At 68.2% G+C, this 20,857-nt stretch carries 12 protein-coding genes; all 12 read right to left on the reverse strand.

Annotation, left to right across the window (positions count from 1 at the left end; all coding sequences use genetic code 11):
* On the reverse strand, positions 1–3,690 hold a 3,690-nt coding region (locus tag D5301_RS22625), incomplete at its 3' end, for a filamentous hemagglutinin N-terminal domain-containing protein (protein ID WP_153856960.1).
* 9 nt (positions 3,691–3,699) lie between these two features.
* Positions 3,700–5,304 (reverse strand): ShlB/FhaC/HecB family hemolysin secretion/activation protein, encoded by a 1,605-nt coding sequence (locus D5301_RS22630; protein WP_228756495.1) that lies wholly within the window; start codon positions 5,302–5,304, stop codon positions 3,700–3,702.
* 182 nt (positions 5,305–5,486) lie between these two features.
* Positions 5,487–5,771 (reverse strand): hypothetical protein, encoded by a 285-nt coding sequence (locus D5301_RS22635; RefSeq protein ID WP_153856961.1) that lies wholly within the window; start codon positions 5,769–5,771, stop codon positions 5,487–5,489.
* Positions 5,768–9,325, reverse strand: a complete 3,558-nt coding sequence (locus D5301_RS22640) for a bifunctional serine/threonine-protein kinase/formylglycine-generating enzyme family protein (RefSeq protein ID WP_324187380.1) — start codon at positions 9,323–9,325, stop codon at positions 5,768–5,770. Before D5301_RS22640 ends, D5301_RS22635 begins: the two co-directional genes overlap by 4 nt.
* A 5-nt stretch (positions 9,326–9,330) precedes the next feature.
* Positions 9,331–10,044, reverse strand: a complete 714-nt coding sequence (locus D5301_RS22645; protein ID WP_110714143.1) for a PP2C family serine/threonine-protein phosphatase — start codon at positions 10,042–10,044, stop codon at positions 9,331–9,333.
* A 5-nt stretch (positions 10,045–10,049) separates the two neighbouring features.
* Positions 10,050–10,649, reverse strand: a complete 600-nt coding sequence (tagF, locus tag D5301_RS22650) for a type VI secretion system-associated protein TagF (RefSeq protein ID WP_162622106.1) — start codon at positions 10,647–10,649, stop codon at positions 10,050–10,052.
* Positions 10,639–14,124, reverse strand: a complete 3,486-nt coding sequence (tssM, locus tag D5301_RS22655; protein ID WP_110714145.1) for a type VI secretion system membrane subunit TssM — start codon at positions 14,122–14,124, stop codon at positions 10,639–10,641. The genes tagF and tssM overlap by 11 nt, the downstream gene beginning before the upstream one ends.
* A 3-nt stretch (positions 14,125–14,127) precedes the next feature.
* A complete protein-coding gene (icmH, locus tag D5301_RS22660) occupies positions 14,128–15,351 on the reverse strand; it encodes a type IVB secretion system protein IcmH/DotU (RefSeq protein ID WP_228756496.1) in 1,224 nt (407 codons plus the stop codon).
* A gap of 33 nt (positions 15,352–15,384) precedes the next feature.
* The gene (gene tssK, locus D5301_RS22665) at positions 15,385–16,722 is read right to left on the reverse strand and encodes a type VI secretion system baseplate subunit TssK (protein WP_153856963.1); all 1,338 of its coding nucleotides are present in this window, start codon (positions 16,720–16,722) and stop codon (positions 15,385–15,387) included.
* Positions 16,723–16,849: 127 nt separating this feature from the next.
* Positions 16,850–18,130 (reverse strand): type VI secretion system-associated FHA domain protein TagH, encoded by a 1,281-nt coding sequence (gene tagH / locus D5301_RS22670; protein ID WP_324187382.1) that lies wholly within the window; start codon positions 18,128–18,130, stop codon positions 16,850–16,852.
* Between the two features lie 64 nt (positions 18,131–18,194).
* A complete protein-coding gene (locus D5301_RS22675) occupies positions 18,195–18,737 on the reverse strand; it encodes a hypothetical protein (RefSeq protein WP_153856964.1) in 543 nt (180 codons plus the stop codon).
* Positions 18,734–20,758: a type VI secretion system tip protein TssI/VgrG gene (tssI, locus tag D5301_RS22680; protein ID WP_194936666.1), complete on the reverse strand. Its 2,025-nt coding sequence runs from the start codon at positions 20,756–20,758 to the stop codon at positions 18,734–18,736. The genes D5301_RS22675 and tssI overlap by 4 nt, the downstream gene beginning before the upstream one ends.
* Positions 20,759–20,857: the final 99 nt, after the last annotated feature.

The raw sequence follows: 20,857 nt of genomic DNA on the forward strand, positions 1-20,857 counted from the left end.
CCCGAGCCGCACGCCGTTACCCGCCAGCACGGCATCACGCGCAGCCTGCAGCTGCTGGACGTCCAGTGCCGTGCTGCTGGACAGGGTGATGTCACGGCCCTGTACCTGCAGTGCGCTGCCCAGTTGATTGCCGGTTCCGCCCAGCACGATATCGGTGCTGGCCGTCAGCTGGCTGTTGTTGCCGATCGCCAGGCTCCCACTTCCCTGGCGGATGTCGCCCGCGCTCGCGGTAGCCAGCAGGGCTCCGCCAATGCTCACCTGGTCGAACAGCAGGGACGTACCGTCAAGGACCGCAGCGCCGGCAACATTGGCATTGGCCAACGACAGCGCCCCCGCACTGCCCGCATCCAGTGCCGCAGCCGTCACCCCATCCAGTGCCAGGCCCGGCTGCGCGCGGATCCGCACCTGGTTGCCGCTCAACGCGACCTTGCCGGCAAAGGTGTTGGCCGTTGTATCCAGCATCAGGTTGCCACTGCTGCCGGCACTGAAGCTGGCATCGCCGCCGACAGTGAGCGTACCGCCCTGGGTGAACCCGGTGGTGCTGCTGACGTCAAGCCGGCCACTGGTGCGGATCGCCTGCGCGATCACGCTTGCCCCCTTGAGTTCGAGATTGGCCAGCCCCGCGCCGGGCGTGGTACCCGCACCGGACTGCAGTTCAAGCGCGCCGTGCGCGTTGAGCGCCAGGCTGCTGCGGCCATCGCTGCTGCCGTCGATACGACCCGCCAGCAGGTTGCCGTTGTTGCTGCGAACGCTGAACAACCGGGGGGTGTTCGAAACCAGGTTGACGTTGCCCAGCCGGATCGCGCCGTCGGCCGTGATGTTGCCGCCGAGCTGGAGCGGACCCGCACCACTGATGTCGAGACTGGCGAGCGCCTGATTGCCGCCCACGTCATCGGCAAACACCACGTTGAGCCCGCGCGCGAGCGTCAGTGCGTACCCACCATCGATGCGCCCCCGGAAGTTGATCTGGCCAAGCTGGCTGTCCAGCACGCTGTCGCGGGTCAGTACCACATTGCCCAGGAAGTACTGCAGGCCGATGCTCCTGCCGCTGGCGGGAAGCTGCACGACATCCGCCGTCGCCAACAGGCTGTCCACATCGAAATCGGAGAAGGCCAGCGTGCCCGCAGCGGAGATGTAGCTGCCGCGACCCTTCAGTGACACCTCACCGCCAAACCGGTTGACCGGCTGGCCCAAGCCGTTCGCCCTGTCGAGGTTGATGGGACCGCCGGCGTCGATGCGGGTGGTACCCCCGATGTTCAGCGCGCTGCCGCTGGCCTGCTGCAGTCCGCCAGTGAGATGCAGCCCGAGGCTGCCCTGCAGCGAAGTACTACCCAGCAGCAGGTCGCCTGCGCGAAGTTCGGCGTTCCCGCCCTGCAGCGCGACTTCACCGCTGAAGCGGTTGCCTGCATCAGTCAGTGTGATGTCTCCCTGGCTGCTGAACCGGGACAGGCCATCGACCTGGTAACTGCCGGTCTGGAGCAGATTGAGCCGGGAGTCGATGCCGAGGTTGCCCTTGCTGACGATGCCGCGGCCGCTGAAGATCAGTCCGCTGATGTCGACATCGGCGGCACTGATGTTGCCGTTGACCTGGATCCGGTTGCCGGTGCTGATCGTCAGGTTGTAGCCACTGCCGATGTTGCTGGAAATGCCATCGGTGGTGATGACGCCATCATTGGTGCTGACCAGCTGCGTGTTGCCGTCCAGCCGGATGTCGCCCTGCAGCAGCATCTCGCGTCTGCTGGCAATGCGACTGCCCAGGGTGATGGTATCGGCACTGGCGTACAGGCGATCCACCGGTCCGGTGGCGCCCACTGCGCCGGCGAGCGTGAGCTGGCGCGCGCTCAGGCTCAAATCGCCACCGTCACCGTCGACCGCCCCGCCCAGCGTCATGTTTCCACCCAGCGAAGTCAGGCGGCGCGATCCGTATACCTGCAACGGACCGGTGAACGCGAGCATGCCAAGGGTGGTGACGTCGCCGGACAAGCGCGCACCGCTGCCGGTGGCGACATTCAATCCCTGCAATGCAGTGCTGCCACCAATGGCGCCCAGGAAGGTGGTCACTCCGCTGGCGGCGACACCCAGGTAGTAGCTGCCATCAACCGTGCCGTCGAACCGGATCGTTCCGCCCTGCAGCGTCGAGTTGCCCTGGAGTGTCACTGCGGACCGATAGGCCTGGTCACCGGACGTGGTGATCGTACCGCTCAGGCCAAGGCTGCCGCCCTGCGCATCCAGGCTGCGCGCATCGATATCGCCCAGGTTCAGTGCACCGATGCCGACCAGACTGACGTCGGCCCCTTTCGCGCTGACCCGGTTGCCGAAACTGTTGCCGGCATGGGTCAGGGTAATGTTGCCCGCAGCTGCGTCGAGCGTGGTATTGCCACCTACCGACAGCGCCCCGCTGTTCGCCAGGCTGGTCGAGGTGGCCAGGGTCAGGTCGGTACCGACATGGCCGCCAACGCGGCTGATGGCATTGCTCGCCTGTCCCAGGGTCACTCGGCCCTGCGTGTCCAGTTGCAGCGCGCCCTCCAGCGAACCCGCGGTCTGGGTGATGTTGTTCGCGTCGATTCCGATCGAGTCTGCCTTGATCGAGCCTGACAGCACCACGTCGCCGTTGATGCCGCCATTCAAGTTCACGGTCGTGGCGTCGATGCTGCCGCCGGTCATCTGGATGGCGACCGGCCCCCCCATGACAGCCGATCCCACCGTGGACATCGCGTTGGCCGTGATGATGGCATCGTTGATCGCCACCGGTGCGGAACTGCGGATGGTGAGGCTGCCGTCGGCGCCATCAATCGCATTGGCGATGATCGTGCCACCCGCGTTGATGCCGGTGGAGGAAAGACCAGGTCCCATCAGCGCCGTCATGCTGATGTTGCGTGCACTGAGGGTACCGACGTTGCTGATACCGGTTCCTGCCATGCCACTCGCTGCGGTGGTGACGAACGCCAGGCTTGGCATGCCGGCCGATGACACGCCGGTCACCGCGGTGACCGCACTGGCCGCCGCCAGATCGATATTGCCGAGCGGTGCCGCGATGTAGCCGTTGTTGAACACCGAACCGCCGACCAAGCTGATGCCTCCGGCCGTCGCCGTCAGCGTGCCTCCCAGGTTGCTGACCGCGGCATTGGTCCCTGTGCCGCCCAATTCGAAACTGGGTGGCAACACACCACCATCCAGCGGAATCCCCTGTGCGCCGGGCATCAAGGTGCTGGCCAGCAACCCACCCACGTTGACGCTGGCAGTGCCGGTGAACGTAATGCCCGCCGGATTGAGCAGGAATACCTGCCCGTTGGACAGCAGCTGGCCGCTGATGATGCTGGCGGACGGGCCGGTAACCAGATTGATCGCCGTCGACCTCGAGCCCGCCTGATCGAATCTGACCGTGTTGCCGGAGCCGATGCTGAAGCTGCTCCACTGGAACACCGCAGCCTGGCTCTGCTGGGTGACCGTCATGGTGTTGCCATTGACGTTGATGATTCCCGAGCCCGACGTAATGGTGCCGTTCTGTGGCAGGGTCTGCGCCGTGGCCTGCAGGCTGCCGGTCAGCAGCAGCGCCGCGGTCAGGGGTGCCAGCCACAAGGCGGCGCGTGATCGCCCCGGGACACAGCGACGCGGCCCGCGCGCGAACTCCGCAGCAACCTGCACCTGGCCCAGCGAAGGATTGAAGACGAGTCGGTAGATACGGTTCATGGTCGCTCCTCAGAAGGTCAGGCCAAGCCGCGCATACACGCGGACATCGCGGCCGTCACCCGGTCGCAGGGCGCTGGTCGGCTTGGCCGCCGCCACGCGCAGTTCGAGGTTCTTCCACTGGCGCAGGCGGAAGGTCGCGCCCATTCCCACCGATGCCAGATCGGCCGGTGCCTCCAGCCCATCGACATCGAACACGCGCGCCTGGTCGGCGAACACGTCCAGCTCCAGTACTTCGCGCCACGGCACCCCGCGGAACGGCGAGGCGACGTCGCCGAAACCCGGCGCATCGACGTGGTACTCCAGCGCTCCGTACCAGCCACGATCGCCCAGCGTCTCGCCCTGCGCATACCCCCGCACGCTGTCGTTGCCACCCACCTGGAACTGCTCCAGCGCCGGCAGCGAGTTGTTGCTGTACTGGCCATTGAACTTGAACAACAGGCGTTGGCTGCGGCTGAGGTACTGCAGCCGCAGCAGGCCCAGGCGCACCACGTTGAACCGGCTGTCGCGGGTCGGGTTGATCGCATCGAAGTCGGCCGAGCGATCGCGCAGCGACTGGCGCACGCTCAACTGTGCCAGGTTGATGCCATGCCAGCGCGCATCGTTATGGCGCAGGCTGGCGCCCACCTCGGCCACGTCGTACTTCTGCTTGGACAGCACCAGGCCCAGCGCTTCAAAGCGCGAGCTCTCGCGGATATAGCGCGCCGAGCTGGTCACCTGCAGGTCGGGGCGGTTGATGAACTTCCAGTCGGCGCCGGCATACGCCTGCGAGGCCGGGCCCTTGAGCTTGAAACCGCGCAGGATGCCGTCGTCCACTTCCAGCTCGCTGCGGTTGGCGCCGGCCAGCACCGACAGTCCCTGCACCGCCTGCAATGGCACGCTGTAGGACAGCGCGCCGGCGCGGCTGGCCTGCGGATCGAACGCATAGGTTCCACTGGCCGCGAATACATCGCCCAGGCCCAGCGGGCTGTTCCAGGTAACGCCCAGCTGGGCGCGCCCGCGCCCGGTCAACTCGGTACCGTGATTGTCCACGCTGGTACTGACCTCGTACGGCCGGCCACTTTCACGCGCGACCAGTACCAGATCGGTTTCACCAACGTTCTCACCGGGCTGCAGTACCGAAGATACCGATACCCCGGGCAGGTCACGTGCATACAGCAGAGCGCTGTCGATGTCGGCCTGGCGCAGCGGCTGCCCGCGCAGGCGCTCGGCCACGTTGCTGAGCGTATGGGTGCGGTAACGCTGGTTGCCCTGCACCACTACCTTGCCGATGCGCCCTTCCAGCACGCGTACTTCGATGCGGCCTTCAGCGTCGGGTTTCTGCGGTGGCAGGTAGGCGACGCTGACCAGGAAGCCCGCCTTGCGATAGGCCGCAGTGACCGCATCGGCCGCCCCCTGGAGCTGCGCAAAGTCCATCGCGACCGCATCTGCGCCATGCGCCAGGCGGGCAAAGTAGGCATCCAGCACGGCCTGCACCTGCGCAGGCGTGATGCCACGCTGCGGATGCTCACCAACGTCGCTGGCACGGAAGCCGCGCACCTGCAGGGTCTGGTTGCCGGTGCGCGCGGCCATGTCGGGCAGCGCGGTGGCCGGCCCCCCTTCGACCTGCTGGGCCATCGCCGCGACTGGCAGGGCTGCCGACAGCAGCAACGCAAACGACGAACGCTTCAATGGCATGGCTCTGTCCTCCGATGACAATGGATGCCGGGGCGTCGCGTCCTCCGTACGGCCCCTCCCCGGGCGGCACAGACAAAGAAAGATCCGGGCACGGCGACGCGCCCCTGGCGTCCAGGTGGCCATCAGCCAACTGCCAAGACATAGATGCACAGCAACAACCCCATCGTCAGCATGACATACAAAATGAGAACCAGCGCACTTCGTGAGCGACCGTTCGTCGGACCCGGCGAGACCCCGGCAACAGGGTCCGCAGGCCGGTGCCTCTGGGTCTGCAGGCAGCGTTCACGCACGCCCTGCAGCACCCGACGGCGCCGAGCGCGGTATTCCTGCAGGTCGATCTGGCCGCGCTGGTGGGCATCGGCCAACGACTGCAGGCTGCGGTTGGCGTGCTCTTCCCAGCCGCTCACTTCAGCTCCCTCAATACCCGGAAGCCGACATCCGGCTGCGCCGCACCAGCCAGCGCGCGGTGTGCCTGCACCGTGCAGTCCGACCAGAAGCTGGCGTAGCTGCCACCACGTACGCTGCCATTGCTGGTCCATTCCCAGACGTTGCCGGTCAGGTTGACCAGGCCCCACGGATTCGGCTCGCGGCCACGTACGCCCACCGGCACACCGCTGCCAGCGCTGGCACTGGGCGGAATGCAGTTGCTGTCCGGCGCCTGCCGCCATTGTTGCTGCGTTTGCGCGGCGTGCAGCCACTCGGCATCGCTCGGCAGGCGGTAGCGCCAGCCGCCGCTGGCGCGGGTCAGCCAACGCGTGTAGCCCTGCGCCTGGGCGAGGCTGAGATTGCGTGCGGGCCATCGCCCCTGCTCGCCGGATGCCGGCTGCACACTGCAACGACCACTGGCCCGGCAGTACCGGTTGAAGTCATCCACCGCGATCTCCCCGCGCGAAAGCGCATACGCAGGCCCGCCCGACACCCCGGGCACCACCACCAGCATCGGCCCACGGGCATCGGTCAGCGCGTCGTAGCAGGGCTGTGCACGCCCGGCCAGACCTGCACAGGGATCGGGGCCGTCGGGCACCGGCGGCAACGGCGCATCATCCGCATCGGCCGCCGCGGCGACGGCAGCGCTGACCGGCGTTGCCGCAGGCGGACGCGGTGCATTGCGCGCTGCATGCGTGCCGCCAGTGGCAGTTGCCGCTGAGGCCGGTGGCGGTTGTGCGGCCACGATCGCGCCCTTCTCTCCCTGCAGCAGCGATTGCAGCGAATCGCCCTTGAGACGCCCGTGCGTTCGCAGCGCTTTTTCCAACCGCTCCATCGCCTGCGGATCACGGCGGTACTGTGCATCGAGTTGCTGGCGCAGCCGCTCGCGCTCGCTGTCCTTCGTCGATGCCTGCGTGCTGGCGGCCAGTACCGCCGCCACCACGTCCAGGCGTGCACGTGCCGCCTGCAGTACGGGACGCGCGCCCATCACCTGCAGCGCGCGCGCCAGCAGTGCGTCAGCGGCTGCCGGATCACCCTGGGCGAGCCGCAGCACCGCCTGGTCCTGGGTAGCCTGGTCCAGCAGTGCGGGCGCCTGCTCACGCACGAACGGGGCATCGGGCTGCACCACATGCAGCTGCTGCCAGGTGCGTTGTGCCTTGTCCAGGTCTCCAGCGGCGATCGCGCGCCGCAGCGATTCACTCTGCGCAGCCAATGCAGCATCACTGCGGCTGTCGGCCAGCGACTGCAGCAGTGCCTGCTGGCGCTGCTGCAGCTGACTGGCAGCCGCCGCCAACGCGGCCGTGTCCGGTGCCTGGCGACGTGCGAAGTCGAGCAGCACAAGGTCATCCGGTAGCTGCGTCGGTTCCCGGTGTCCTCCCAGAATGGCAGCCACGGCAGTGGCCAGCGCGTTCTGCGCCGCAGGCAGTTCGGCGCCGGCATCGCGCCGGATCACCTGCAGTGCCGCCGCAACATCGGTCTGCCAAGCGGCATCGGCGCTGGGGTTGGCCAGGCGTTGCTGCAGGCGCTCCCGCGCCTGCGCGACTGTGGCGGGCAGCGCGGTCACCTGTAGATCCGGCTGCGATGCCACCCGCAGTTGCGCCGCCTGCAGACGCAACCCCAGCGCATCAGGGAAGCTGCGCTGCGCCTGCTGCAACCGTGATTCCGCCTGCGCGGTGTCACCCTGTCCCAACGCACTGGCGATGGCCTGTTCATAGGCCTGTTCCAGCGCAGGATCACGCAGCAGCGGATTGCGCGGATCGATCGCGGCGATGGCTGCCAATGCTCCCGACAGGCTGCCGCTGCCATGGCCGAACAGATCCCCCTCGGCAATGTGCCGCTGGCGCTGGGTGTCGAGCGTGTTGAGCGCCTGGTCTCGCTCGGCCTGCAGGCGCTCGCGCCGCGCATCGAGCGTGGGTGAGTACAGTCGCAGGCGATCGCGCAGCGCGAACACTTCCTGCGTCCCCGGGTAGTCGTAGCGGCCGGCGGAGGGCGCCCACAGCGCATCCAGGCGCCGCAGCAGGAAGCCTTCGATCAGTCCCGGGTGGTCCAGCAGAAGTTTGGCACGCTGTTCGTGATCGAGACTGGAAAGACCTTCCCAGGCCTGCGCGGCGTCTTCATAGCGCTGCGGATCATCGGCTCCCAACCGCGCACTCACTTCGGCCAGGCGCTGCTCGTGCACATGGCGGTTGACCAGTACACCGGCGCCGGCCAGCACCACCACCGCCGCAGAGGCATAGCCCACCCGCGGCAGTACGCGTTCACGCCAGCTGCGCGGACGCAGGCCTTCAAGCAGTGCATCGACGTTGGCCAGCCGTTTGTCCGCAGGCAGGGCCACCGCCGCACAGAGGGCACGGTACGGGCGTCGCCCAAGGCCGCGCAGCGCAGGCGGGCGCCGACCCTCGCGCAGTGCTACTTCGGCGCTGGCCTTGTCGTAGGGATGGCGGCCACCGAGCAGTTCGAAGCAGACGCAACCGAGCGCATAGACATCGTCGGCCGGTGTCGGCGGCTGGCCACGCAGCATCTCCAGGCTGGCGTACGCCGGTGTCAGCGCCCCCAGCGAGGCGGCGTCGAACACGGTCTGTTCGCCCGCCACATCCACCGCATGCTTGCCGGCGCGGGCAATGCCGAAGTCGAACACCTTCGGTACACCTTGCGCGGTGACCATCACGTTGCCGGGCTTGAAGTCGGAATGGACGATGCCCGAGGCGTGCGCGCGGCGCAGTGCGCCGGCCATGCCCTCGATCAGCGGCCAGGCACGGGCCATCGGCATGCCATCAAAGGCCTGCTCGCGGATCAGCGTACGCAGGTCCTGGCCATCGACGTACTCCATCGTCATGAACACGATGGCGCCATCCTTGTCGAAGTCATACACGCGCACGATGTTGTCGTGCCCCAGCTGCTGCGAGCGTCGCGCTTCGCGCTGCAGTGCCACCAGCGCATCGGGGTGGCGACGGAACTCATCGCTGAGCACCTTCACCGCCAGCCAGGGGTCGCGATCACGCGCCTCCACTTTGCGCGCATCGCGGGCCAGGTACACCACCCCCATGCCGCCGCGGCCCAGTTCGCGTTCCAGCTGGAAGCGTCCCTTCAACAGGCTGCCAACCGTCACTGTCTGGCCCGCGGCTGCCGCAACCTGCTGCCATGCCGAGAGGCTCGAACTCTGCGACGCGGTACCGCTGGTGCGACCCTCGGCAGCCGCATCCGTGCGCGCGACATCCTCACCGGGCTGCACACGTGTCATCTCGTCCGGCACGGCGCTGCGTGCGGGCTTGACCACGGTGGCATCGTCATCGCGCGACAGCGTGCTGCCACTGGCATCGCGCAGATCCTGCAGACGCTGCAGCAGGGTGTTCATCGACACCTCGTCGATCGCCTGCTGCTGGCGCATGCGCCACAGCGTGTCCACGCCGTTGCGATAGTCGGCATCGGCCACGTGGTCATGCCGGGCCAGCGCCCGCAGCAGTGCGGGCAGGTCCAGCGCTCCCCTGCTGAAGGCGGTTACCAGTTCAATCACGGAGGTCGTGTCCTCTTGCACGTCGTTCACTCCTGCCTGCACACGATGACCGCCGACACGTTGTCGCGGGCGGCGCGTCCCAGGGCCAGTTCGAACAGCCGCGCCAGCAGCACGCGTGGCTCGCGCTGGCGACGGCACTCCATATCAAGCTCGGCATCGGGGATTTCCTTGTTGACCCCGTCGCTGCACAGCAGGAACGGTGTGCCCGCGGCATGGCTGGCAACGATCCAATCGATCAGCAGGCCCTCCTGCGCGCCGACAGCCCGGGTCAGCGTGCCAGGCGCGGCCACGGCGGCAGAGCCGGCGAACTGGGTGGCGTCGTCCTTGATGCCGTGCACATGGTCACGGGTAAGCTGGCGCAGGCAGCCGTCTTCCATGCCATAGGCGCGGCTGTCCCCCACCCAGCCGCACAGCATGAAATCGCGGTCCTGCACCAGCACCACCACGGTCGAGCCGATCAGGTCCACACGCAGGTCATGCGCGCGTCGCAGCAGCTCCTGGTTGACCTGCTGCAGCGTGTCCTCGATGGCCTCGATGAAATCGACCACGTCCTCCTGCCGTGGCAGGCGCGACAACCGCTCGACGATCAGGCCACTGGCGAAATCACCAGCGGCGTGGCCACCCAGGCCATCGGCAACCACCCAAAGACCAACGTCGTCACGCAGCAGGATCGCGTCCTCGTTGAGCCGGCGTACCTTTCCGGTGTCGGTGTGGCCGGCCGATGCATAGCGGGTACCCATGGCATTCATGGCGCACGCTCTTCGAGGATGCACGGGGCATCGACCGCGTGCGGCAGTACACCGCCAACAGGCAGGCCCGGCAGCGCGCTGGGGGCATGCGCGTCGCGCCACCACAGGCTGCCACGCTGCGCCCAGCACGTCTGCCACGCGACAGGGCCGGCCTGTCCCGGCCATGCCCGTGGCAGTTCGTGACAGGCGCTGTCCAGCGCATCCGGCAGCTGCAGCGCGCCCTGCCTCACCTGTGCCTGCAGCGCGTGCAGCGCGTCGAACCAGCACGCACAGGGAAGTAGCGGAGCCTGCATCGGGTCCTCAGTGGTCAGCGGCAACGCCAGCAGCAAGGGGAAGGCCCGGCCCACCCGATCACGCGATGGCGCCACCACGCCCGCCCAGCCCTGCACGTCGCAGAGCCCGGCGGCCAGAGCGAACGACCAGCCGTTGCCAGCCGTCCCTGCCAGCTGGGGATGACGGGACAACTGCAGGCTGGCATGCGCATCCCAGGCCTGCACGAGCGCATCGGACAGGCGGCGCCGCGCGAAATCGCCGATACCAGGCAACTTGCCGTGGAAGCCAACCACCGGCGCCAGCGACGATGCATCAGCTGCCACAGCGGAACCGTGCCAGGTCGGCGTCATTGAAGGGATGGCGCAGGTTGCGGGCCTGCAGCGGCAGCGCCGTGGGGTGGCCACCGATGTCCAGATGCAGCACGTAGCGCAGATCCGAGCGCGCCTCCAGCATGCCCGCCTGCAACGCGCGGAACAGTGCCCAGTCGCCCTGGAACTGCAGCGCGCCCAGTGGCGTGCCGGCTGCGTCGAACGCCGCTACCGAAACATGGCCGGGAGTCGGGCCCGGCCATCGCACCGGCAGGCTGGCTACGGCGCCGGCGGTGTAGTCCAGCGTCTGTCCCTCGATATCGATCTGCAGCCGTGCCACGCCTTCATCCAGCTGCGGTGCCAGCAGGGTGAACTCGACCAGCGGCTGTTCGCCGCCACGGAAGTATTTCTGGCGGATCGCATCGGCCAGCTGCATGCGCGCCGGCAGCGCCGGGTCACTGCCGGGGGGGGCAACCTCTTTCCACCGCCAGGTGGGCGTACGCGTATCGAGCAGCGGCGCCAGGGTCTGCCGGAACAGGCCATCAAAACGCCCGCCGTTGCCGAACAGTTCGGCGAAATTCTGCAGCGGCGTGTCCTCGCTGGCACTGCGATCGAATGGATAACGGTGACCGGTGAATTCACCACAGACCTGGCCCACGCTGGTGGCGACACGCTCGTCGAGCACGGCCTGGTCCTGCGCGCCGATGGCTGCGGCGCTCTGGCCGGTCAGCGCCAGCAACCAGGTCGAAACAGGTGGAGGCAGCTGCGCGGCCTGCTGCCTGGCCTGCTGCAGTCGGGTATCAACCGAGCCCGCCGCAGGGGGCGCCAGCAACCGCTCGCCCAGTTGCGCGAAGCTGGCCAGGGCCTGGTCAAGCGGCGTCGCGCCGGGAGCGCCCGCACACAGTTGGGCCAGTGCGGCGAAGTGATCGCTGATCGCTGCTCCGGCAGGGCGTGCGGCCGCCTCCCCCACGGCCGGTGCCAGTGCAGCCTGCAGCGCAGCGCCGCCGGCCCCTGCCCTGGCCAGCGCCGCCGCACCTACCTTGGCCTTCGCGGCATCTGCCGTTGCACGGGCCGCATTGCCGGCGGGCACACGCAGCAGATCCTGGGTCTGATCGCGCAGCAGCACCAGCAGCAGGCGCAGCGGCGAGGTCGGGCCTGCAATGCGTGCCAGCTGGGCGGAAGCCTCCGTATCATCGGCACCGGGTCGCAACTGCAGGTCGGCCAGCAGTTCATCCCAGGCCCGGATGTAGTCACGCTCATAGTGACGCAGGACCTGCTGTACCAGCCGCGCCCGCGCCAATGCGTCGATCCGTTGTGGGCCAAGCACCCAGTCATCGGCAACGAAGCGCGCAACGGCGTCGTCCACGCCTTCGCGGGCAAGCTGGGCAAACACGGGTTGCGTGTAAAGCGCCGGCCACGGCGACGACAACGGTACGCCACTACGCCGCTCGAACGCGTCGGCCTGCAGGCCCAGCGCCTTGTCCAGGCGCAGCGTGGCAGGCTGCGCACGGGCCTGCAGGCTCAGGTCGCTGTAGACCAGCGTCGCCAGTTCCGCTGCACGCAGGCTGGCGCGCGCCTGTTCCACGCGCAGCGGATCAGGACGGATCGCGCGCAGCTGCCCCTTCGCAGCCAGCAATGCCGACAGCTGCGTGTCATAGGCGTCGGCCAGCACCGTGTCGCCGCCGAAACGGTGCCGTGCGTCGAGCCCGGCCAGCAGGCCGAGCTGCGTCGGCTGCAGGCGCGCAGGCTCGCCCAGCATCAGGTAGCCCTTCAGGTAGTAGTAAAGACGCTGCGGATCGGACGCGCTGTCGCCAAGACCCTCGCGCAGCTGCGCGGCCACACCAGGCAACAGCGTCGCGTTGAGTTCGCGCAGGTAGGCCTCACGCAACGTCCGCTGCACGGCATCCCCCTGGTACAGGCCCCAGCGCATGCGCCACGGCACCGGCTGCGTGGGGGCAGCAGCCGTCACCGCAGCGGCACTTGCCTGGCCTCGCTGCACCGCCCGCTCCAGATAGCCGCGCAGGTCGGTCGCTGCGCCCGGATCCGGCGTCTGCGGGCGCTGCTGCATCGCCTGCCGCGCCTGCAGCAGGTAGTCACGGTTGCCCTGGTAACTGGCTGCCATCGCCGCCAGCCCTCCTGCAGACACCACCAGCACGGCAGCCTGGGCGGCCCAGTGCCAGCGCCGACGACGGCGCTGGGCCTGCGGCTGGAAGCCGGCCAGTCCGTGCTCGGGCAGCACCACTTCGCGCAGCAGCCGCTCGACGAAGAAGGTCCGTGGTGCAGCCGAAGGCGCAGGCGCGCGTGCTGCATCCAGGCCGAAGCTGCGTGCCACCGCACCGAGCATGCGGTCGATCGGCGTGCCTTCCTGCGTACCTGAAGTGAAGTACACCCCCCGCAGCAAGGGTGCGGGTGCGTAGGCATGCCCTGCGAAGGCGGACTCGATGAACTGCCGCGCGCTCTCGCCCAGAGCGGCGAACTGCGGCGGGAACGCGAGCAGCGCCGCGCGGCGGCCACGTTCGCGCTCATCGTGCAGGCGTTGCAGTACCCGCGCATTGAGCCGGTCCAGCAGTCGCGCATAGGCATCGGCGAAACTGCGCGCCGCGCTGCCATCGAGCGTCTTCTGCAACGGGAAGGTGGTGCCCCAGACCTGGCTGCGCAGGTCTGCACCCAGGTCGTCGAAGAACTCGCCGAACCCCGCCAGCAGATCGCACTTGGTCAGCACCAGGTAGACCGGCACCTGCAGCTGCAGCTGCTCGGCCAACTCATCCAGGCGCTGCCGGATCGCACGTGCATGCTGCTCCCGCTCGCCTGCATCAAGCTGCAGCAGATCGGACAGGCTCATGCTGACCACGACGCCATTCAATGGGCGCGCGCGGCGGTGGCGACGCAGCAGCTGCAGGAAGTCCCGCCACCCCGCCGCGTCCACCGTACGATCCGAATCCTGGGTGGTATATCGGCCAGCGGTATCGAGGAACACGGCCTGATCGGTGAACCACCAGTCGCACTGGCGGGTGCCGCCCACCCCGCGCACCGCATCGTTGCCAAGTCGTGCGGCCAGCGGGAACTGCAGGCCGGAATTCTGCAGCAGTGTGGTCTTGCCCGATCCAGGCGGGCCGATCAGCAGGTACCACGGCAGCTGGCCGATGCCCCCCCCACGGCGCCGGCGCAGCAGGGCCAACGCCTCCTCGAAGCGGCGTTCAAGCTGGCTGCGCTCGCTGGCGAGGCGTTGCGCCGGGTCATCCCCCTGGCGCAGCGCTTCGCCCATGCGCTGCTCGCGGCGGCGCCGGCGCCAGCGGCGCACCAGCACGATCCCCAACACCGTCAGCACCAGTACCAGCAGCACCAGCAGCCGCGCCATCACGCCCGCCAGCGGTACGCGTCCGGCAATCGCGACCCAGGGGCCGCCGAACCACACCAGCAGTGCCAGCAGCAACACGCCGGCGGCAACCACCCAGTTCACCCGGCGCAGCGCGCCCATGATTGCCTGCATGGTTCAGTCCCCCGGCTGGAACAGGATGTCGACACGGCGATTGCGTGCACGGTTGGCCGGCAACTGCGGCGGCGTCGCCAGTGGTTGCGAATCGCCCGCGCCGACGGTCTCGATCCGGGCGTGGTCGCGCAAGCCGGCGCCCAGCACATCGGCCACCGCCCGCGCGCGTGCAGCCGACAGGACGTAGTTGTCCTTCCACAGCGCCGACCGCACGGGTTGGTCATCGGTATGGCCCACTACCACCACCCGACCCCGCAGTGGATCGATCGCACGCGCGATGGCGGCCAACAGCGGCCGCTGCGCGGCCTCCAGCTCGATACCTCCCGAACTGAACATGGCCGCAGCGTTCAGTCGTATGCGGGCACTGCCGTCAGCGGCTTCGTCCACGCTGAGAAGGCCGGCACGCTCCTCCGCAGCCAATCGCTGCTTCAGGCCCAGCGCCGGTACCTGCACGGCTGCGTTCGGTACATGGCTGACCTGCAGGCCCATCCGCGCCGCTTCGGCATTGATGGGTGCCGCCAATGCACTCAAGCGCGCGTTCGCCCACAGGAACGCCACCAGCAGCACGCTGGCTGCAACCGCCACGCTGACCCACAGCGGCAGATGCCAACGGCCACGCCAGGTCCGCTCCGCCACGCCCTGCCAGCGCGGCGAAAGCTCTTCCGGCGGTGCGCCACGCTGACTGCGGATGCGGCGATACAGATCGTCCTGGATCGCCGACAGGCGCAGGCTGCCATCGGCCTCGATCTGGTAGCGGCCAGCGAATCCCATTGCCAGGCACAGGTACAGCAGCTCCAGCAGTTCCAGATGCCGGCCCGGATCCTGCAGCAGCCGTTCAAGGATCACGAAGAACTTGGCGCCACCATAGGATTCACCGTGGAAGGCGGTCAGCAGGGTGCGCTGGGCCCATCCGCTGCGTTCGCCCCACGGCGCGTTGAGCACGGCTTCGTCGACCACCGCACACAGCACGTAGCGTGCGGTCATCACCACATCGGCCGGATAGCGCGCTTCGCGCAGCCGTGTCTCCAGACGCCGGACCTGCAGCTCGGCCTGTTCCCGCAGGCGCGCAAGGTCAGGAACCTGCGCACTGTGGCGCAGCTGTACCGCCAGCAGCAGCAGCGGCGTTGCCGCCTGCACCAGCGGGTTGAGGCTGTCCCCCAGGAACTCGCTGATCTCCGCGCGCGAATCCGGTGAATCGGCAGGCGGGTTGCCGGGCCGATCCTGCATCAGCGGATTGCGCATGTCCCGTGCGTTCATCGGCTACCCCCGGATCGCCCACAGCTGCACACCCAGACCGGGAAACTCGTTGCCCAGATGCAGGGCCAGGCCACCGGCGCCACGCAGCGCTCGCCACAAGGGCGACTGCGTTTCGAACTCGAAGTAGACGTGGCCGGCGTGGTAGGGAATCTGCCGCGGTGCCACCGCCATCGGTGCCAGCCCGATGCCCGGCAACTGCAGATTGACCAGATCACGGATCTGCTCGACGGGACCAATCTTGGCGGTCGACGGCAGGCGCCGCCGCAGTTCCTCGCTGGGCAGGTCCGCGCGCACCGCGAGCACGAACTGGGCATTGTCCAGCAGGCCGGGATCAGGGATCACCGCCACCCATACCCCGAACTTGCGTTCCTGTACCGGGATCGCCAGTGCAGTCTGTTCCAGCACCGCGCTGAGGCTGCCACGCAGGGCCGCAATGATCGGTTCGAAGCTCTCGCGCAGCGCTTCGTGACGGTAAGGGGCGAACACCGGCGGGCGTTTCCCGGCTGCGGTGAACGTGCTCAGCTCGCCGGCCAGCGCCAGCAGCGCGCGATACAGTGCTTCCGGATGCAGCTGTGGCTGTGCCGCCCAGTGCGACAGCACCGGTTGCCAGCGATTGACCACCTGCAGCAGCAGGAAGTCGGCGATCTCCGCAGCGCCACCGCGATCAGTGACCGCTACCCGCGCCGCCAGCGCCTCACCGCGCTGATGCAACAGACCCAGCAGTTCGACCAGGAAGGTTGCCAGTCGCGGCGACGACGCACTGGACGCCACGCTGGGAATGAAGGCCTCGTCGAGCACCACGCGGCGATCCGCCCGGGTTTCCACCACGTGCGCCACCGCGATCCGGGCCAATCCTTCCTGCGGTTGCGATTCGGGCAGCAGGCGCGCGTTGAGGCTGCCCACCTCCATCAGCACGCGCTCCTCCACGCTTCCGGATGCATCCAGCGCTTCACTTTCGCGCACCCGGTAGCGGTACAGCTGATCACCGGGTGATTCAGGACGTCCCACATCCACCTGCGATGCCAGGCGCAACGGCAGGGTCAGGTAGATCGTCTGGTCGCGACCGTTGGGATCGAGGTCGAGTGCGGCCGGCAGTGGGTCATCGGCTGGCATCGCGAACGGCGTGCCATCGGGGAACACCCCGCGCGCACGACGCAGGCCGAGCTTGCCGACCGCCAGCAGGTCACTCTCCAGTTCCAGTTCGGTGAAACCCCAGGCGCGTGACGGCGGCTGCGCGACGCGCAGGTCGACGTAGCGCTCCAGGTAGCGCTCCTGTTGCTGCAGGTGCTGTGGCCGCAGGAACAGCCCCTCGCTCCATACGACCTTGTTGTTCTGGGTCATCCGTGCGGCTCACAGGTGGCGGCGGGACACGGCGCATGCGTAGGCGATGCGCGAACACGCCACGACCCCATGCGCCAGCTGCCCGCGATTGTCGGCAGTAACACCGGTGTCGGCCCGACAATTCGTCTCAGCCCGGGCGTGGACCACCGCTGCTGCGACTGCTGCGATAGCGAGCCAGCTGCGTTTCATAGGCCCGCGCGAACTCATCGCCGAACAAGCGGCGGAAGCAGTCGTCCGGATCCTTGACCATGCGCTGGAAGTTCTCGCGATAGCGGTCCCAGTAGCGTCCCTTGCCAGCGAACGCCAGACGGCGACCGTTGCCATCGGCCTCCTGCTCGATCCGGTCGGGACTGAAGTGGAACAGCATTGCCTCGTAAGCGGCGCGCATGCCAGCCAGCATGGCCATCTGGTGGCAGCGGATGTCATCGAAGGCATCATCGAACGCCGCAGCGCCGCTGAGGAACGCACCACCGGCGGGCGCCGACAGCTTCTGCATCGCCTCCTGCGTGGTGGCCGCGAACTTCAGCGGGTTGTTCTCCGAACGCTGGATCACGGTGACCGGAAGGCGGAAGGTGTTCTTGATTTCCGCACGGGCGCGCAGCACGTCCATCACCCCTTCCACCACGATCGCAAACACCCGGTCCAGATCTTCCGGCATCGCTGCCCCCGGCGTGCGGGCGGGGGCAGCGGCGGGCGACGATGGCGTTGCCGCACTGAAGTCTCCCTGGGTCAGATCCCAGTCGTCGGGCAACCGCTGCGTCGCCTGTACCGGTGCGGGCGGACGGAAATGATCGTGGCTGGCGGCGGCGTGGTGCCAGCCATCGGCGTCACTGCGCGGCGGTGCGGGCGCTGCTGCACTGGCGGGCAGCAGACGCAACGGATCCAGTTCGTCCTGCGGCGCCAGTGCCAGGTCCGCCACCATGGCATCCGGCGCTGCGGAGGCCCCTCCCGTCGCGCGTCCCCACAGCACGTCAAACGGATCTTCCAACATAGGCACGGCTGCACCCTCGTGCCGTGGCAGCGCGGCCACCACCACCTGGGTCAGGTCGGGATTGCCGGCGTCTGCGCCCGGTAGCGGCATCGACGATGGCCCCACGCTCTGCAGGCGGACATCGATCTCGAAACTGTCCAGCTGTAAGCGGTCACCATCGCCAAGTGCGGCCGGCTCGCCACGCACCAGCGCCTGGCCGTTGAGCAGCAGCCCGTTGGTGCTGCAGTCTTCGATGAAGTACATGCCGTTGAGGAAGCGCACCACCGCGTGGGTGCGCGACACACCCGAGGCAGGCAGCACCCAGTCACACTCGTCGGAACGGCCCAGGCTGCCCCCACCCTGCATGAAGACCTTCTGTGCCGCGGGCCCGAACTGCGCGGCCTGGCGGCCACTGACGGTCAGGATCAGATTGTGGATGGCATTCACAGCGGCTGTGCTCCGTCAGCAACGTCAACGTAGGCGTCATGGGTGGAACAGCGGTTCATCGCGCCGCGTCCAGCAGCGCCAGAGCCTGCTCGGCATAGCCACGCCTGCGTTGCTGGAAGGCCTGCGGCTGCTCGGCGGCAAGCAGGCCCAGCGCTGCGACGGCGGCGCACGCCACCAGATGGTCCGGCGGCACCACCACCACCGGTTGCCCCGCCGGTGCCAGACTGCCCTCGGCCCAGCCGGCACTGGCTGCCAGCCAGGCACCTACGCTGCGGTAGCCACCCGCATTGGCGAACTCGAAGGCAGCACGGCGGTTACCTTCACTGGGCTCGCGCAACCAGCGCTCGGCCAGCATGGCCCCCGCACGTGCTTCCGGCGCCAGCGTTTCACCACGTGCGCACTGGCACAGCCAGGCCACCACGTAGCGCTTGGGCAACAGGCGCGCGGCCAGCTGCAACGCGGCCTGCACGTAGCCGGCGTGCAGCAGCACCTGTACTGCCTGGGCCGGCGGCAGCCCGGGCGCCAGCACCGCACAGGCCTGCGCGTCGATCTGCATGTCCGCACAGGCCTGCGCGACCGTATCCATGTGCATGCTCATCCGATCGTCACCAGCGCGGCGGCCAGCTTGGCCAATGCGTCGCCGGACAGGGTCAGCATCGGCGCCTTGACCTCGGCCATCGCCCCACCCTGCACCTGCAGGGTGGCGTCGGAGTGCATCTTCAGGCTCGCCCCCGCACCGATATCCATGCTGGCGCCCGCCTTGATGCGGACTTCCACGCCTCCTTCGATCTCTACCGTGCTGTTGCCACCGATGCGCACGTTAACGCCCTCGACCGCGATGTCACCGGCGCTGTTCATCACGATGCGCGAGGCGCCAGTGACCAGCTCGATCTCCTGCCCAGCCTCCAGCCGGAAGCGTTGGCCGACGTGGATCCGCGCATGGGTGCCCACGTCCAGCGAGTCTTCATTGTCGACCTTGATGCTGCGGTCGTGGCGGATCGTGGCACGCTGGTCATGCTCGACGGTGAGGGTCTGGTCGTTGCCGATGGTGGCCTGCTGGTCATGGCCGACCTTCAGGGTGCGGTCATGCTCGGCCTCCACATGCAGGTCGCGTTGCGCGTGCAGGCGCAACTCCTCGGCGCCCTTGCGGTCCTCGAAGCAGATCTCGTTGTAGTCATCCGCGCCCCCATCGGGATGGCTGCGGCTGCGGATGCCCGAGCGCGTCCGCTGTTCCGGCAACGCATAGGGTGGCACGTGGTCCGCATTGAAGACGCTGCCGACAATGAGCGGCCGGTCCGGGTCGCCCTCGAGGAACGCGACCAGTACTTCCTGGCCGACCCGCGGCAGGCTCTGCGCCCCCCACCCCTTGCCCGCCCAGGACGTCGCCACGCGTACCGGGCACGAAACGCGACCATGGCTGCGGGCCGCGCGGCTCCAGTGGAAATGCACGTTCACCCGTCCCTGCGCATCCACGGCAATGTCCTCGTCGTTGTCGCCGGCCACGATGGCGCTCTGCAGGCCGGCAATGCGCGGCCACCGCGTGTCGGCCAGCGAACGGTACGGCACGCGACTGTCGAGTACCTGCAACCGGCACTGCAGTGATGGACCCGCACTGGCCGTTACCGAACCGGGAGCCGCCTCGACGACGTCAAGCTCGCTGGCCACCACCAGGTACTGCCGGTTGCAGCCGGCCTGCGGACACCCTTCGAGTTCGAACAGATGGCCGGCACCCAGGTTCCAGGCGCGGGTGCGGCCATGCCACTGCGCACGTGCGGCCTGCTCGGCTTCAACGCGCACCTGTGCCCGCTGCCGGCCCTGTTCCGCGCTCTGCTGCCGGCCATGGCCGCGGTAGATGGAACGCGTACCGGCACCGTCATCGCGATCGGCCTGCGCCTCTCCCAGCAGCACCGCGCGCGGCTTCGCCGGATCGAACTCATCCAGCTGCCAGTGCGTCGGGCGCAGCTGGTGCTGCTGCTGCCAGTCGGCCATGCCCGGTGCTCCCAGCGCCGGCGGCTCACGCTCGGCCTGCCAGGGCAGGCGCTCGAACGGTGCCACCGTGGCATGGGCGCCCAGGCCATCGGCAAGCACCAGCGTGTGGCGATCTGCAGCGTGCTCGAAGTAGTAGTAGAGGCCTTCCTGCTGCAACAGCCGATGGATGAAGTCCAGGCTCGGCTCATCGTACTGGACACAATAATCGCGCACGACAGGATGGCCCCCCAACTGCAGCCGCACATCGGTGCAACCGATCTCCGACAGCAGCGTGCGCACGATGTCCGCCACCGATTGCCCGGAGAATATGCGGCTGTCGTGCTGCTGGCCAAGCAGCCACAGACGCGGCACCAGGGTGACTTCGATCGCGGTGAAGCGTTCATCGCCCACCTCGCGCTGCCCCAGCAGGGCGACGGCCGCGACGATGCCATGCAGATGGCGGCTGCCATTGTCATGCACCAGGCTGATGCCGAACGGGGTGCCAAGCAGGCGGGAGGGATCCGGCGGATCTCCACTGCACAGTGCCGACAGCACATAGCGGTAGGGTTGGCCGAGCGACTCACGGCCCTGAAGCTGCTGGAAGCGCAGTCGTCCGCCCAGGTCCGACTGCAGGGAGATCGTGCGCGCCATGCCCGTCCACGGTGGAGAAGATTCGTCCGGCCCGCGCGGGTGCTGGCCGGATCCGCGACCGGATGCTCCCACGCGTTGCCGGCGCGCAACCGGCATTTC

It is taken from the genome of Stenotrophomonas sp. MH181796 (assembly GCF_009659995.1).
Classification (GTDB): domain Bacteria; phylum Pseudomonadota; class Gammaproteobacteria; order Xanthomonadales; family Xanthomonadaceae; genus Stenotrophomonas; species Stenotrophomonas riyadhensis.